Annotated in this window: 10 protein-coding genes, 1 tRNA gene and 1 pseudogene; 6 read left to right on the top strand and 6 right to left on the bottom strand. The window is 66.3% G+C overall.

The genetic code is table 11. The features are described 5' to 3' along the window. From ACTHJ1_RS12445 to ACTHJ1_RS12430, 4 genes and pseudogenes are all read right to left on the bottom strand, one after another. Positions 1–292, bottom strand: a pseudogene (locus tag ACTHJ1_RS12445) (signal peptidase); the annotation flags it as partial. Between the two features lie 90 nt (positions 293–382). Continuing rightward, positions 383–1576, bottom strand: coding sequence for an acyl-CoA dehydrogenase (locus ACTHJ1_RS12440; RefSeq protein WP_440192786.1), 1194 nt, complete (start codon positions 1574–1576; stop codon positions 383–385). A 135-nt stretch (positions 1577–1711) separates the two neighbouring features. Continuing rightward, positions 1712–3394 carry a thiamine pyrophosphate-binding protein gene (locus ACTHJ1_RS12435; RefSeq protein WP_440192784.1) on the bottom strand — a complete coding sequence of 561 codons (1683 nt, stop codon included), beginning with the start codon at positions 3392–3394 and terminating at the stop codon, positions 1712–1714. 170 nt (positions 3395–3564) lie between these two features. Continuing rightward, positions 3565–4581 (bottom strand): histone deacetylase family protein, encoded by a 1017-nt coding sequence (locus tag ACTHJ1_RS12430; protein WP_440192782.1) that lies wholly within the window; start codon positions 4579–4581, stop codon positions 3565–3567. Positions 4582–4696: 115 nt separating this feature from the next. Between ACTHJ1_RS12430 and xerD the strand changes: the two genes are divergently transcribed. From xerD to ACTHJ1_RS12415, 3 genes are all read left to right on the top strand, one after another. After that, the gene (gene xerD / locus ACTHJ1_RS12425) at positions 4697–5650 is read left to right on the top strand and encodes a site-specific tyrosine recombinase XerD (protein ID WP_440192780.1); all 954 of its coding nucleotides are present in this window, start codon (positions 4697–4699) and stop codon (positions 5648–5650) included. Positions 5651–5681: 31 nt separating this feature from the next. Further along, entirely contained in the window at positions 5682–6170 is a 489-nt protein-coding gene (locus tag ACTHJ1_RS12420) for an aminoacyl-tRNA deacylase (protein WP_440192778.1), read from the top strand. A gap of 109 nt (positions 6171–6279) precedes the next feature. Next, positions 6280–6858, top strand: coding sequence for a DJ-1/PfpI family protein (locus ACTHJ1_RS12415; RefSeq protein ID WP_440192776.1), 579 nt, complete (start codon positions 6280–6282; stop codon positions 6856–6858). A 62-nt stretch (positions 6859–6920) separates the two neighbouring features. Here the strand turns inward: ACTHJ1_RS12415 and pbpG are convergent, their stop codons facing one another. Beyond that, positions 6921–8063, bottom strand: a complete 1143-nt coding sequence (gene pbpG, locus ACTHJ1_RS12410) for a D-alanyl-D-alanine endopeptidase (RefSeq protein WP_440192774.1) — start codon at positions 8061–8063, stop codon at positions 6921–6923. Between the two features lie 356 nt (positions 8064–8419). Here pbpG and ACTHJ1_RS12405 point away from each other — a divergent pair. Continuing rightward, a tRNA-Arg gene (locus ACTHJ1_RS12405) sits at positions 8420–8494 on the top strand. Between the two features lie 33 nt (positions 8495–8527). Here the strand turns inward: ACTHJ1_RS12405 and ACTHJ1_RS12400 are convergent. Then, complete coding sequence (locus ACTHJ1_RS12400) at positions 8528–8725, bottom strand: hypothetical protein (protein ID WP_440192772.1); 198 nt, start codon at positions 8723–8725, stop codon at positions 8528–8530. 243 nt (positions 8726–8968) lie between these two features. Between ACTHJ1_RS12400 and ACTHJ1_RS12395 the strand changes: the two genes are divergently transcribed. Both ACTHJ1_RS12395 and ACTHJ1_RS12390 read left to right on the top strand, forming a co-directional pair. Further along, positions 8969–11674 (top strand): PD-(D/E)XK nuclease family protein, encoded by a 2706-nt coding sequence (locus ACTHJ1_RS12395; RefSeq protein ID WP_440192797.1) that lies wholly within the window; start codon positions 8969–8971, stop codon positions 11672–11674. Positions 11675–11732: 58 nt separating this feature from the next. Beyond that, entirely contained in the window at positions 11733–15203 is a 3471-nt protein-coding gene (locus tag ACTHJ1_RS12390) for a UvrD-helicase domain-containing protein (protein WP_440192770.1), read from the top strand. Positions 15204–15377: the final 174 nt, after the last annotated feature.

The following is a 15377-nucleotide window of genomic DNA, read 5'->3' as shown; positions in this document are numbered from 1 at the left end:
GTCCACCGGCGAACGCATCGCCGGCGTCCACCTTGCGCGCCTGCACGGCGTCGATCATGTCACTGGACTTGATGCCTTTGCTGTTGTCGTAGCTGGCCTGGATCACGACCTGGCCCTTGGTCTTCTTGGCGACAAGTTCGGCGAACGTCGACACGCCCAGGCCGGGCATGGAGGTGGCCGGATATTCGGTGGCCATGGTCAGCGTGGTGGCGGCGTTGGCCGGACAGGCTGCGGCAAGCGCCAGAACGGCGGCCGCGAGTCCGGCGGATTTCCAGGGTTTCAAGGCAGGCATCGTGTTTTTTCCTCTGTTATGAAAATAGCCTCGCCGCGCGAGCGGACGAGGCTATTCTGACAGAAGACGACGACGAGGGAAGGCGCGCGATCAGAAGAACGCTTGCAGTCCCGTCTGTGCGCGGCCCAGGATGAGCGCGTGCACGTCGTGGGTGCCTTCGTAGGTGTTGACCACTTCCAGGTTGACCAGGTGGCGGGCCACGCCGAACTCGTCGGAGATGCCGTTGCCGCCCAGCATGTCGCGCGCCATGCGGGCGATGTCCAGCGACTTGCCGCAGGAATTGCGCTTCATGATGGAGGTGATTTCGACCGCGGCGGTGCCTTCGTCCTTCATGCGGCCCAGGCGCAGGCAGCCTTGCAGTGCCAGCGTGATCTCGGTCTGCATGTCGGCCAGTTTTTTCTGGATGAGCTGGTTCTGCGCCAGGGGGCGGCCGAACTGCTTGCGGTCCAGGGTGTATTGGCGGGCGGTGTGCCAGCAGAATTCGGCTGCACCCAGCGCGCCCCAGGCAATGCCGTAGCGGGCCGAATTCAGGCAGGTGAAGGGGCCGCGCAGGCCGCTGACCTTGGGCATCATATGGGCTTCGCTCACTTCGACTTCGTCCATGACGATTTCGCCGGTGATCGAAGCGCGCAGGCCGACTTTGCCGTGGATGGCCGGGGCCGACAGGCCCTTCATGCCTTTTTCGAGGATGAATCCGCGGATCTTGCCGTCGTGCTCGCCGCCCACGCACTTGGCCCACACCACGAACACCGTGGCGATGGGCGAGTTGGTGATCCACATCTTGTTGCCGGTGAGCTTGTAGCCGCCGTCGATCTTGACCGCGCGAGTCTCCATGCCGTTGGGGTCGGAGCCGTGGTTGGGTTCGGTCAGCCCGAAGCAGCCGATCCATTCGCCGCGGGCCAGCTTGGGCAGGTATTTCTGCTTTTGCTCTTCGCTGCCGAATTCGTTGATGGGCACCATGACCAGCGACGATTGCACGCTCATCATCGAGCGGTAGCCCGAGTCGACGCGTTCGACTTCGCGGGCGATCAGGCCGTAGCTGACGTAATTCAGCCCCGAGCCGCCGTATTCGGTGGGGATGGTCGGGCCCAGCAGGCCCAGTTCGCCCATCTCGGAGAAGATGGCAGGGTCGGTCTTTTCGTGGCGGAAGGCTTCGAGCACGCGCGGAGCGAGCTTGTCCTGGGCATAGGCCGCCGCGGCGTCGCGCACCATGCGTTCTTCTTCGGTGAGCTGTTGGTCCAGCAGCAGAGGGTCCTGCCAGTTGAAAGAGGGGCTCTCGGACATGGTCCTGTCTCCGGTTGATTGATCTGAATAGTTTAGACTTAAAGTAATTGGGCGCGCAATCGCGGCATTTCTCCGGGCTTGCGTCCCTGCGAGATCAGCCCCGAGGAGCGGATCCGCGCGGGTCGGCTGGGGGGCTCAGCCCTTGAGCGCTGCAGCGCGGATCTTTTCCAGCGTCGTGGACGGGCTGATGACCTCGGGGTCGATCAGACAATGCAAGATAGCCGGCTTGCCGCTGGCCATGGCGCGTTCCAGCGCCGGGGCGAACTGCTCGGTGGTCTCGACGCGTTCGCCGTGTCCGCCGAATGCCTGAGCATAAGCGACGAAGTCGGGGTTCTGCAGGCCGGTGGCCGAGACTCGGCCCGGATAGTGGCGCTCTTGGTGCATGCGGATGGTGCCATACATGCCATTGTCGATCAGCAGAACAATGATGGGCAGGCCGTACTGCACGGCGGTGGCGAATTCCTGCCCGTGCATCATGAAGCAGCCGTCGCCGGCGAAGCACACGACCGTTTTCTCGGGCATGACGCGCTTGGCGCCCACGGCGGCCGGCAGGCCGTAGCCCATGGAGCCGGAGGTGGGTGCAAGCTGCGTGGCATAGCGCGTGAAGCGGTGAAAGCGGTGCAGCCAGGTGGCGTAGTTGCCGGCGCCGTTGGTCATGATGGCGTCGGGCGGCAGCACCTTTTCCAGGTGCTGCATCACTTCGCCCAGTTGCAGCGCGCCCGGCGTGCGGATGGGCGCCGGATCGCTCCACGTCAGGTAGGAAGCGCGCATGGCTTCGGTTCCGTCGGCCCAGGCCGGCCTGCCGGCAGGGGCCGGAAACTGCGCCAGGGCCGCGCAGAAGGCGATCGGCGACGTATTGATGGCGAGGTTCGCGCGATACACGCGATTGAGTTCGCCGCTGTCGGGATGGATGTGCACCAGTTTCTGCCTGGGCACGGGAATGTCGAGCAGCGTATAGGCCTGACTGGGAACTTCAGAGAGTCGTCCGCCCACCAGCAGCACCAGGTCGGCCGATTTGATGCGCTCGACCAGCGCCGGATTGATGCCCAGGCCCACGTCGCCGATGAACGAGGGGTGGTCGGCGGGGAACAGCATCTGGCGCCGGAACGACACGGCTACGGGCAGGTCGTGCCGCTTGGCGAACTCGGCGAATTGCGACACGGCCTGAGCGCTCCAGCGCGTGCCGCCCACGATGGCGACGGGCGCCTTGGCGCTGGCCAGCAGATGAGCCAGTTCGGTCAGCTGGCCGGGGGCGGGATCGGTCTCGACGACTTCGTAGCGCGGCGCGTCGGACACCTGCGCGGTCTCGGTCAGCATGTCTTCAGGCAGTGCGATGACCACCGGGCCGGGCCGGCCCGAGGTGGCCACGTGGAAGGCGCGCGAAATGATCTCGGGGATGCGCTCGACCTGGTCGATCTCGGTGACCCATTTCGCCTGCGTACCGAACACGGCGCGATAGTCCATTTCCTGGAAGGCCTCGCGCTCGCGCATGGCGCGCTCGATCTGGCCCACGAAGAGAATGAGCGGAGTGGAGTCCTGCTTGGCAATGTGCACGCCCGCCAGGGCATTGGAGGCCCCGGGGCCGCGCGTGACCATCACCACGCCGGGCTCGCCGGTGAGCTTGCCGTGCGCGTCGGCCATCATGGCCGCGCCGCCTTCCTGGCGGCATACGGTCACATCGATATTGGCGTCGTGCAGGCCGTCCAGCACGGCCAGATAGCTCTCGCCGGGCACGCAGAACACGTGCTTGACGCCGTGCGCCGCCAGTTGGCCGACCAGAATGTGTCCGCCCAGGCGGGCGGGAGAAGTGGAAATCATGTGCGTCTCGACGTCTTGAGCAGAAAATCAGGCCAGAGTAATGTGCCGGCGGCGCAAAGAGCAATTGAGAAAATCGCACTAGGTCTTGAGTGAACGGCACTGGCTCGCGAATTTGCGGGCTCGCCAGGCGCACCCTGACTCCCGGATCGCCGGCCGCCTGGTCGCCGGGATCAGACGGCCAGGCCTTCGAAGAAGCGTCGGGCGTTCGATTCCAGCGCCTCGATGTAGTAGCCGCCTTCTTGCACGATCAGCGTGGGCAGCTTCAACGCGCCGACTGCACGGCCCAGTTTCTCGAAGCCGCTCTCGCTGACCGAGACCTTGGCTTGCGGGTCTTTTTCGAAGATGTCGAAGCCCAGCGACAGCACCAGCGCGTCGGGTTGGAACAGCTCGATGGCCGTGCGCGCCTGGCTCAGTTTGTCGAAGAAGACCGACTCGGCCGAGCCGTGCGGCATGGGCAGGTTGATGTTGTAGCCGTAGCCCTCGCCCGCGCCGCGCTCGTTCTCGAAGCCCGCCACCGCCGGATAGAAATTCTCGGGATCGCCGTGGATCGACACATACAGCACGTCGCTGCGCGCGTAGAAGATTTCCTGGGTGCCCTGGCCGTGATGCATGTCGGTGTCGAGGACGGCCACCTTGGAGTACCTTGCGGTCAGGCGCTGCGCGGCGATGGCTGCGTTGTTCAGATAGCAAAAGCCGCCGGCGGCGTCGCGCCGGGCGTGGTGGCCGGGCGGGCGGCATAGCGCGTAGGCCTGACGTTCGCCGGCCAGCAGGTCGTCGGCGGCGGCGATGGCGCATTGGGCAGACCAATAAGCCGATCGCCAGGTCTCGGGGCCGACCGGGCAGCTGCCGTCGGCCAGATAGCGGCCGGCCTGCGCCAGCATGCCGCGCAGGGCATTGGGCTCGCGCACGAAAACGGAAGGTATGACTTCGTCGCCCCAGTCTTCGGGCAGTTGCTTCCAGTTGCGATGCGCGCTCTCCAGAAAACGCAGGTAGTCCAGCGTGTGCACCGCCGAGATTGCGCCCGCCCCGCGGTCGGCCGGCGAGGCGACGTGAAAGCCCAGCTTGCGGGCCGCGCCCACCAGGCCGTCCAGCCGCGCCGGAACCTCCTGGGGCGTGCGCATCTTGCCGCGCGAAAAAAAAGTTTGCGGGTGATGCAGCTTCTGGTCTTCGTGGAAATAGGTCTTCATGCCGAGGCTTCCTGGTGGATAGTGATCGCGTCGCTGACATGCCAGGCATAAGAGTAAACCCACGGCGGGCGGGCCGCAGTTCGTCCGCGCCGCGCACGAGTAGAATCGCAGGGCGATGAATCAAGACCCGCATTCTTCCCCGTCGTCGGGCGCGCCCCTGGCCGCGCAGGCCGACATCGACGCTTTCATCGACGCGGTCTGGCTGGAGGACGGGCTGGCCGCCAACACGCTGGCCGCGTATCGGCGCGATCTTGCGGCCTTTGCTTCCTGGCTCGAAACCCCCGCGCAAAGCCGCCTGTCTGCCGCTGTCGCGCTGACGCAGGCCGAGACTGCCCACATCGAATCCTGGTTTGCCGCGCGCCACGCCGAAAGCCGGCCCGCCACCGCCAACCGGCGCCTGGCCGCGCTGCGCCGCTTTTATGCCTGGGCGCTGCGCGAGCACCGCAGTCCGCGCGATCCGTGCCTGACTCTGGTCGCCGCCAGGCAGCCGCCGCGCCTGCCCAAGACCTTGTCGGAAGCCCAGGTCGAAGCCTTGCTGCGCGCGCCGGACACCGGCGCCGCGCGCGGCCTGCGCGACCGCGCCATGCTGGAAACGCTTTACGCCACCGGGCTGCGCGTATCGGAGCTGGTGGGCCTGCGCGCGCTCGAAGTGAGCTTGAACGAAGGCGTGGTGCGCGTCGTGCAGGGCAAGGGCGGCAAGGACCGCCTGGTGCCGCTGGGCGCCGAAGCCGCCCACTGGATAGCGCGATACTCGCGCGAGGCGCGCCCCGAATTGACCGGCGCAAAGGTCAGCGACGCGCTCTTCGTCACGGCCCGAGCGCAGGCCATGACACGCCAGGCCTTCTGGCAACTCATCAAGAAATACGCCGTGCAGGCCGATATCCACGCTCCCCTGTCGCCGCACGTGCTGCGCCATGCCTTCGCCACGCATCTGCTCAACCACGGGGCCGATCTGCGCGTGGTGCAGATGCTGCTGGGGCACGCCGATATTTCCACCACGCAGATCTACACTCACGTCGCGCGCGAGCGCTTGAAGGCCCTGCACGCCGCGCATCATCCGCGCGGCTGAGGGGCCGAGTCCGACACCACTTCACGGCATCATGAGCAAAGCCAAGCACGTCTCCGAAACACCCGCCACCCAGTTCCTCAGGCAGCACGAGGTGGAGTTCGGCGAGCATCCCTACGACTATGTCGATCACGGCGGAACGGGCGAATCGGCCCGCCAGCTAGGCGTGGACGAGCACATCGTGGTCAAGACGCTCATCATGGAAGACGAGGATGCCAAGCCCTTGGTGGTGCTGATGCACGGCGACCGCGAGGTCTCCACCAAGAACCTCGCGCGCCAGATCGGCGCCAAGAGAGTCGCGCCCTGCAAACCCGAGGTGGCGCAGCGCCATTCCGGCTATATGGTGGGCGGTACGTCGCCCTTCGGCACCAGGAAGCGCATGCCTATCTGGGTCCAGGCGTCGGTGCTGGCTTTGCCGCGCATCTACATCAACGGCGGACGGCGCGGCTATCTGGTGAGCATCGAGCCTGCCGTGCTGGTCGATCTGCTGGGCGCCAAGCCTGTCGAGGCGGCCTTGGAATAGCGGCGGCGATCCGGCGCGCGGCCATGTTCAGGCAACAAAGCCTGCCGCATAATGGCAAGGGGCAAATCGGCCGGCGGACGGTCCGCCGGCCGCCTTCACGGAGACAAACATGAGCAAGAAGTTGTTGATGTTGGTGGGTGATTACGCCGACGACTACGAAACCATGGTGCCCTTCCAGACGCTGTTGGCGGTTGGGCACACGGTGCATGCGGTATGCCCGGACAAGAAGGCGGGCGACAGCGTGGCCACCGCCATCCACGATTTCGAAGGCGCGCAGACCTACAGTGAAAAACGTGGCCACAATTTCACGCTGAACTTCGATTTCGCCAAGGTCGATCCCGCAGCCTACGACGGGCTGGTGATTCCCGGCGGCCGGGCGCCCGAATACCTGCGCCTGAACGAACGCGTGCTGGACATCGTGCGGCATTTCGATCAGGCCGGCAAACCCATCGCGGCCGTATGCCACGGCGCCCAGCTGCTTGCCGCCGCAGGCATCCTGACGGGCCGCACTTGCTCAGCCTACCCGGCCTGCGCGCCCGAGGTGCGGCTGGCGGGCGGCACCTATGCCGACATCGCCATCGACCAGGCCCATACCGACGGCAATCTGGTGACCGCGCCGGCTTGGCCCGCGCATCCGGCCTGGCTGGCGCAGTTCCTCAAAGTGCTGGGCACGCGCATCGAGCATTGATCCCGCACCACAAAAGCAAACGGCCGCATGCATGCGGCCGTTTTCGTACCTGCCGGGCGAGATCACAACATGGCGATCTGGCGCTCCAGAATGCGGCGAATGCGGATCGCGTCGCCGATGCGCGAGAGCGTGCCGCGCGAATCGAGCAGCACGATGCCCATTTCGTGGCCGTCGATCTTGGCCATCATCACCAGGCATTCTCCAGCCTCGTTGATGAAGCCGGTCTTGGACACCTTGATGTCCCAGTCGGGGCGGCGCACCAGCATGTCGGTATTGCGGAAGGTCATCATGGTCGACTTGACCTTGAGCGTGTATTCCGACGAAGTGGTGAACTGATGGATCAGCGGCTGCTTGGACGCGGCGCGCAGCAGCAGGATCAGGTCGTGCGGCGAGGACACGTTTTCGTACGACAGGCCGGTGGGCTCGACGAAGTGCGTGTGGAACATGCCCAGTTCGCGCGCCTTGGCGTTCATGGCGTCGACAAATGCCGGCAGGCCGCCGGGCCAGTTGCGGCCCAGCGCGTTGGCGGCGCGATTCTCGGAGGCCATCAACGCCAGGTGCAACATGTCTTCGCGCGACAGCTCGGTACCGATGGAAAGGCGCGAACCCGTGTGTTTGCGCCAATCGATGTCGGCATCGGTGACCTGGATCATCTGATCCAGAGGCTGGTGTGCATCGAGCACGACCAACGCAGTCATCAGCTTGGAAATCGAGGCGATGGGGCGCACCACGTCCGGGTTTTTCTCGAACAGCACCGTCGAAGTGTGCATGTCCTGCACATAGGCCGAGGAGGAGCGCAGCGCTGCCGCGTCGTTGCCGCCGGGCGAGGCCGACACGGCGGCCAGCAGGGCGGCTGCGCTCATGGGCGCACGCCGGTGGATGATTTTCTTGCCTCTGCCCTTGGCGGTGGCCGTGTAGGCAATGTGGGTCGTGCGGGTTTTGACCTCGACGGTCTTGGCCTTGGCGACGGTTTTGATCTTGCCCTTGACGACGGTCTTGGTCGAAGCGGCTTTGGAGAGGTGCGCGGCGCCGGATTTTTTAGCCGCGACGTGCGGAGAGGGCTTTTTGGCAGCGGCCTTGCAGGCGGCCGTAGAAGGATGGCTTTTACAGTAGGCCGGCGTGGGAGTAGCGGCCAGCGCGGGGGAGGAACACAGCACTCCCGTGGCGATGGACATGGCCGCTGCGGTCAACGTCGTTTTGAGCACCCAGTGAAATCCCATAATGTAAGCAGACCTTGAGTGTGTGTGGAATTTTTGCGCTTTACCTATCCGCCGGATTTTTGGGGTAAAAAACCAGAAAAATTAGCGGGTTACGCGAAGAAATTAAACAGGGTTTTGAGGTTCTTGGCAAGGCCAATTCCTCAATGATGGCATATTTTAAAAAGGGACGTGTCGAGATATGTCCGTCATTTATTGCATGTCCATGGCTTTTCATGACGGCGCGGCCGGGTGTGTCCGCGTCGTCGGATCGTGCGGGCGCCACACGGGCGGCAGACGATAGGGCGCCGCATCCGGCTACAATGCCGCGCTTCCCGTCTCGCTGAGACAGGAAAATCACCCGTCTCGCCGTAGCACAACGGATAGTGCACATGCCTCCTAAGCGTGGGATTCAGGTTCGATTCCTGACGGCGAGGCCATCGGCGCGCCCACGCTCCTGTCTGTGCGGCTGGTCAATCCTGCCCGAACACCCGGTTGATGGCGTCGCTCAGCGCGTTCTGCAGCGGGTTTCCCTGTGTCCACTTGTTCTCGATGTCCGCGCTGCCGCATTGCAGGCAGTGCGTCGGCTCGATCGGCGTGTCGTCGTGCTGAGGGATAGATTTTTGCCAGCCGCAAGCGTGGCAGGTGGTGTGCAGACTCTTGCTTTCCATGGGGAACTCCTCGCGCCGGAACGTAGATTCCAAAATTTACTTGAATCGCCGTTTACTTGAATCGCCGGCTTCCCGGCCTGCCGATCGTCCGGTCGCGAAGGCGCCCGGCCGGACCCCGGCGCGTAGCGGCAAAGGGCGTTGACACGCAGCGTCAGCGTTCAGGCCGTCGGCGTCGATTGCGGTCAGCACGGTAGCGGTTATCCTGCCGTCATGTCCGACATCCTCGACCCCTCGGACCGCCGCATGGCGACGCTGGCGCAGATCGCAGCGCTGCCCGCGGCGGATACGCTCGTTCTCACCGTCAACAACCGCCTCGCCCGTCGCCTGGTGCAGGAACTGGCCGCACAGCTGCGCCGCGAGCGCCAGGTCAGCGAACTGCCGCGCGTGCTGCCGCTGTCGGCCTGGCTGAGCGCTGCGGCGGACGACCTGGCTTTCGCCTCGGGCAACGAAGAGACGAACGCCTTGCCAGGCTACCGCCTGGACGCGTTTGCCGCACAGTTGCTGTGGGCGCGCGTCATCTCCGAGGAGCAAAGCGATGGGGCGCTGCTCGACGTGGCGCAGGCGGCTCGTCTGGCGGCCGATGCCGATGCCCTGATGACCGAATGGCGCATCGACATCCCTTCGGGTGCCGACACCGAGGAATACCGCAGCTTCGCGCATTGGCGCGCCCGCTATCGCGATGCCCTGCGTCGCATCGACGCCGAAGACGCCAGTCGCCTCTATGAGCGGGTGCTCGACGCCGCGCGCGCGGGTCGCCTGTCTGTGCCCGGTCATATCGTGCTGGCAGGCTTCTCCGACGAGTCGCCGCGCTTTGCTTTGCTGCTTCGCGCACTGCGAGAGCAAGGCGCGGCGCTCATACAACTGGCCGCGGCGCAGCGTGGCGCGGCCGTGCCGGGACGCTACGAGGCGCACGATCGCGCCGACGAATGGCGCGCGGCGGCGGCTTGGGCGGCGCAGCGCCTGGCTGAAAATCCTGCAGGCCGCTATGCCATCGTCTCGGCCCAGCTCGAAGACGAGGCGCCGCATGCTCGCCGCGTGTTGGGCCGCGCCTTGGCTGCGGGCGGCCATGCCTATAACGTAGCAGTGGGCCGGCCGCTGTCCGAATGGCCCGCGGCGCGCGCGGCGCTGGCCTGGCTGGATGCGCTGGCGCGCATGGCCCGGAACGGACAGGCCGATGTCGCCCTGCTGGGTGCGGCGTTGTTGTCCGGGCATTGCGCAGGCGACGAGCGCGAGGCGGCGCGCCATGCGACGCTGGACGCGCGCTGGCGTCGCAACAGCGTGCTGAGCCGATCTTCGCAAGAGTGGCTGCACGATCTGCAGGGCGACGACTTGTCCCGGGCCTGGACGCAGGCCATGCAGGCCTGGCGGGAAGTCGACGCGCTTGGCCCGCAGCCGGCCGACGCCTGGGTGCCCGCGATGCGTAGCGCCCTGGGCGCCCTGGGTTTTCCGGGCGAGGGCGCGCTCGACAGCGTGGCCTATCAGGTTGTGGGCGCCTGGGGCGAGCTGTTCGGCCGCTTCGGCGCGCTGGCGCCGGTGGCCGGGCCGCTGGACGGGCCGGCCGCGGTGCGTCTGTTGGCCCGCATTGCAAGGGCCACGGCTTTTCAGCCGCAGCGTGATCCCTCCGCGCGCCTGGATGTGCTGGGCCTGCTCGAAGCGGAAGGCGGCGCTTGGGATGGCATGTGGATGCTGGGCCTGACCGACGATGTGCTGCCTGCATCACCCAAGCCCAATCCCCTGCTGCCGTTGACGGTGCTGCGCGCCGTCGGCGCGCCGCGCGCCACGCCCGAGCGCGAGCGGCAGTGGGCCGAAACGATGTTCGCGGCGCTGTGTACCTGCGCTCCGGAGATTGTCGCCAGTCATGCGCGGCACGAGGGCGAGAGCGAGCTGCGGCCTTCACCGCTCATCGCCGGCCTGGCGCTTGCTGCGTGGCAGCCGCTTGCTGACGCCCCGGCTGCGGCGTGGCCGCAGCAATGCATCGACGATGACCGCGGGCCGCCCCTGCCGCCGTTCGATCCCATGGCCGACGAAGCCGCTTCGGGGTCTACCGGCGGCCTGGATGTGCTCGATACGCAGGCGCGCAACCCGCTGTGGGCTTTCGCGCGCCATCGCCTGGGCGCGCGCTTGCTCGACGACTACGCCTTGTCGGCCTCGGCCAGCCAGCGCGGCCAGTTTTTGCACGGCGCGCTCGAACAGGCTTGGCGCATGCTGCCAAATCAGGAAGAACTGCACGCGGTGATCGCCCAGGAGCGGCTGGGCGCGCTGCTGGATGCGGCTATCGCGCAGGCGGCCGACGCGCATTTGGCCGGCTACGATGCGACCTTGCGCGAACTGGAGTGCGCACGCGCCCGCAAGGTGTTGTCGGGATGGTTCGACCTGGAGGCGCAGCGCACGCCTTTCGTCGTCGATCAGGTCGAGCGCAAGCATCCCTGGACGCGCGGCGCGCTGCGCCTGCATGTGCGGCTCGACCGCATGGACCGGCTGCTTGCCGACGATCGCGCCGTCATTGTCGATTACAAGACCGGTATGTCGCCCGGCCGACCCGAATCGGATTGGTCGCGCGCGCGGCCCATTAATCTGCAACTGCCTTTCTATGCGGCGGTGCTGGCGGGCGAGAACTCCGGTCTGGATGTGGCCGCCCTGATATTGGCGCAGATTCATGCCCGCGGGGTCGGCGCGCAAGGCTTGGCCGACGACGATGCCGAACTCGGCATGGAGGGCGTGAGAGGCATTTCCGCCAGCAAGGAATTCGCGGGCCGGGCATGGCGCGACGTGCTGGCCGGCTGGCGTTCGGCCATCGAAAATCTGGCCGACGAGTATTCGGCGGGCTATGCCGCCAATATCGTCGCCAGTCCCAAAGACCTGGAATATTGCGACGCCATGCCTTTTTTGCGCTGGAATCTCGAGGGCGCGCAATGGCACGATGCCGACGAAGACGGAGACGACGCATGATCGCGCGTTTTTCCTCTGCGCTATGGTCGTTCAAGAACGCGAATCGCGGGGGCTCTCGATGAACGCATCCCGCCGGCCTTCGGATCACGCCGCGCGCCTGCGCGCGTTGAATCCCGCCGAGTCTTTCCTGGTGCAGGCGCCGGCCGGTTCGGGCAAGACCGAACTGCTGACCGATCGCATTCTTGCGCTTCTGGCCACCGTGTCCCGGCCCGAGGAAATCGTGGCCATCACGTTCACGCGCAAGGCCGCCTCCGAAATGCACGCGCGCGTACTGGGCAAACTCGCCGAGGCCAGAGGCCCGGCGCCGGAAAGCGAACATGCCCGCCGCAGCTGGGAATTGGCGCGCGCGGCGCTGGAACGCGACGCCGAGCTGGGTTGGCAGTTGCTGCACCATCCGGCGCGTCTGGCCATACGCACCATCGACTCGTTTTGCGCCTCCCTGGTGCGCGGCATGCCTTGCCTGTCGGGCCTGGGCGGCATGCCCGAGCTCGCGAGCGATCCCGAGATTCACTACGCCGCCGCAGCGCGCGCCACACTGGCCTATGCCGAGGTGTCCGACCAGGTGCGGGCGTTGATCGAACACATGGACGTCGACGTCAACGCCGCCTGCGAAGCCATTGCGGGCATGCTGGCGCAGCGCGACCAGTGGATGCTCTTGCTCAAGGAACGCAGCATCGACCGCGAGTCCCTGGAACGCACGCTCGCCGAAGCGGTGAGCGCAGACATGCGCGCGGTGGCGCGCGCCATGCCTCTGGGTTGGCAAGACGCATTGCGTGAGCCCGCGCATCTCGCCGCGGCCGACCTGGAAGACGCGGCGTCGAATCCGCTGGCCGCGCTGCGCGATTGGCACGGCGATCTGACGGGCGAAGCCGCGCAACGGGAGCAGTGGCTGGCACTGGCCCATTTGCTGCTGACCAAAGACGGCGGCCTGCGCAGTCCGAAAGGCGTCAACAAGAACCTGGGGTTTCCCTCGGGCTGTGCGCACAAGGCGCCGTTCACGCAATGGCTGGAAGGCGCCGAGCTCGACGCTTCGCGCTGGACGGGGCGCCTGCATGCGCTGCGCAGCGCGCCGCCTGCGTGTTTCAGCGAAGCGCAATGGCGGATACTGAGCGCGCAGCTCCTGACGCTGCAGCTGGCCGTGATGGAATTGCACAAACGCTTTGCCGAGTCCGGCGAGGTCGATTTCATCGAAATCGCCCAGCGCGCTCAACAAGCCTTGGGCTCGGCCGATGATCCGGGCGAATTGCTGCTCAAGCTCGATGCGTCCATCCGCCATTTGCTGGTCGACGAATTCCAGGACACCAGCCTTACGCAGATCCATCTGCTGGTCACGCTCACTGCGGGATGGCAGCCCGGCGACGGCCGTACGCTTTTCCTGGTGGGCGACCCCATGCAGTCCATCTATCGATTTCGCAAGGCCGAGGTGGGTCTGTTCCTGGACGCGGCCGAACGCGGCATCGGCGAGATACCGCTGCAGCGCCTCACGCTCACCGACAATTTCCGTTCGCAGGCCGGCGTGGTGGATTGGGTGAACGCGACCTTCCAAGGGCTGTTCCCACGCGAGAACGACGCCGCGGCCGGCGCCATACGCTATACCCGGTCCGAAGCCTTCAATCCTGCCATGGACGGACAGGCGGTTCAGTTTCACATCGGCTTCGGCGCGAACGCACCTTCGGACGCGGACGCGCAAGCCGAGGACACGGTCGTCGCGCTGGTGCGTCAGGCCCTGGCGCAGGCCAAACCGGAAAGCCGCCACCCCGTGGCCATTCTGGTGCGCGCGCGCGGGCACCTGGGCAAGCTGGCGCGGCGCCTGGCCGACGAGGGCATCGCCTGCCGCGCGGTGGATCTGGTCCCTTTGGCGCGGCGCGAAGTGGTGGCCGATCTGGTGCAGCTGATGCGCGCCTTGGCGCATCCCGCGGATCGCCTGGCCTGGCTCTCGGTACTGCGTGCGCCCTGGTGCGGCCTCAAGCTCGACACGCTGCACGCGCTTTTCGGCAACGATCTGCGCACGCCTGTGCCGGCGCTGCTCGCGGCCGCCTTGCGCACGCCGCGCAACGAGCCGTCGCAAGAGCGGGTCTCGATGCCGCAGGCGCAGCGCGGTCTGTGGGATGTCGCATCCGAGCCGTGCCGTGCCGAGCAAGTGCTCGATCCCGACGAATGGCTGCGCCTGCGGCGCGTGGCGGATATCTTGCTCGACGCCGGCAACGACAGCGGCGCCTTGCCTTGGGCCGCCTGGATCGAGTCGCTATGGCAACGCCTGGGCGGTGCCGCCCTCTATGCCGAAGGCTCGGCAGACGATGCCGAGAGCCTGTTCGCACTGATCGAGCGTCTGGCGCCGCACGGCGGCCTGGACCTGGCCCGTCTCGATGCTGCGCTGGAGCGCCTGTTCGCGGCTCCGGCATCCGATGCCGCGCAAGACGGTTCCGACGCGCCGGCGCGCGCGGTCGAGATCATGACCATGCACAAATCCAAGGGTCTGCAGTTCGATACGGTGATTCTGTACGGCCTGCACCGCAAGCCGGCCGGCGACAGAGCGCCTCTGGTGCGCATCGAGCAGAACGGCGATCGGGTGCTGTTCGGTCCGGTCAAACCGCGCGCCGAAAAAGACGCGGACCCCATCTCGCGCTACCTGGCCTTGCGTGAGCAGCGCCGCTCCGATTACGAAGTCGACCGCCTGCTTTACGTGGCCGCCACGCGCGCCCGTCATGCGCTGCATCTGGTGGCCAACGTCTCGGCCGATCCGAAAACAGGACAGGCCAGAGCGTCCGCGGCGGGCAGCCTGCTCGCGCGCCTCTGGGACGCGGTGCCGCCCGAGCAGAAACAGCCCCCGCCCGGCGATGCGCAGGCGCCGGCCGAGCAAGCACCGGCCGTGAGCAGCCAGCTTTTGAGGCGTCTGGCCCCCGAGGCCGTGGCGCAGCTGGCAGCGCGGGACTGGCGGCCGGGCAACCCGGGGTTCGGCGTACCGACTCCGGGCGCTCAGCTCTGGTGGCAGGACAGCGGGCAACCGGCCTGGCAACAGGAAGAGACCTACGATGCGGCTATCGGCACGCTGGCCCACGCTTGGCTTGCACGCGTGGGCGCGGATGGCCTGCAGGCTTGGCCGCCCGATGCGTTGCGCAGTCGCCTGCCCCTGATGAGTCGTCAGCTCACACGCGCCGGCGTGCCGCAGTCGCTGGCCGGCCAGGCCGCCGGCATTGTGCTCGAAACGCTTCTGGCCACGCTGGACGACGAACGCGGCCGCTGGCTTCTGTCTCAGTCCGGCGCCCGCCGCGAATGGCCGCTGATCGACGCCAGCGGCAAGGTGTCGGTGATCGACCTGGCCGTCAGCACCGAGGGCGGCTGGCTGATCGTCGACTACAAGACGGGTCTGGCTCACCCCGGCGAATCGCCGGCGGATTTCGCCTGGCGCATGCGCCGCCGCCACGGCGACCAGCTCGAGCGCTATTGCCGCTCCGTGACCTCGATGGATGGCCGCCCGGCTCAGGCTGCGCTGTATTTTCCGCGGGCCCGGGCCTGGATCGAATTCTGAAAATTTCCGCCCGAAGCCACTTTCATAAATCTTTCAATGTCAGGAAACTTAAAAAACGCTTAATTTTTTAGCGTCTTATCCGTCAACGTATCGTCAGATTACGATAAGCTTCAATTCAGAGTTTGCGGCAATGCAGAGCAAATTTTGTATTGAATGCTTACACATAAGCCGTAA

The organism is Bordetella sp., assembly GCF_051960075.1.
GTDB lineage: Bacteria > Pseudomonadota > Gammaproteobacteria > Burkholderiales > Burkholderiaceae_B > Bordetella.
This window is presented reverse-complemented; position numbering and strand designations above follow the sequence as displayed.